The sequence below is a fragment of the Mesorhizobium sp. WSM4829 genome, from assembly GCF_055811475.1.
Genome location: NZ_JBVVQJ010000154.1, coordinates 1 through 383 on the forward strand (window position 1 = coordinate 1; position 383 = coordinate 383).

Below are 383 nucleotides of genomic sequence, written 5' to 3' on the forward strand. Positions count from 1 at the left end.
ATTTCGCAGCGGCTTCGCTGGTTTGGCATCCTTGCTCTTCTGTCAGGGTTTGCCTGGTCCTTTCTTGCCGTCCTTACCGTTGGCTACACAACGCCGCAAGCGCCGCTGCATCTGATTATTCTGGCAGGCATCTCAGCTGGTGCGGTTACATACGGCAGTTCATATGCCGCGGCCGCGATCAACTTCATCACGCCGCCGCTTGTGATCGCGATGGCTTGCCTGTTGGCGAAAGGCAACTTTGAAGATTACATTCTGGCTTTTGCCGTTCTGCTCTTCGTGGGCGGCTTGGTTCGAGGCTCGTTTGTAGGGCAAGCCCGCTTCCGCGAAGCAAGCCGCCTGAGACATGAGGCGGAGCGGCTTGCGGCGGAAATGGAGCGCAATTC

General features: G+C 57.7%; 1 pseudogene. It reads left to right on the forward strand.

The features are described from left to right. Positions 1-383, forward strand: a pseudogene (locus AC0L17_RS34640) (GGDEF-domain containing protein); the annotation flags it as partial.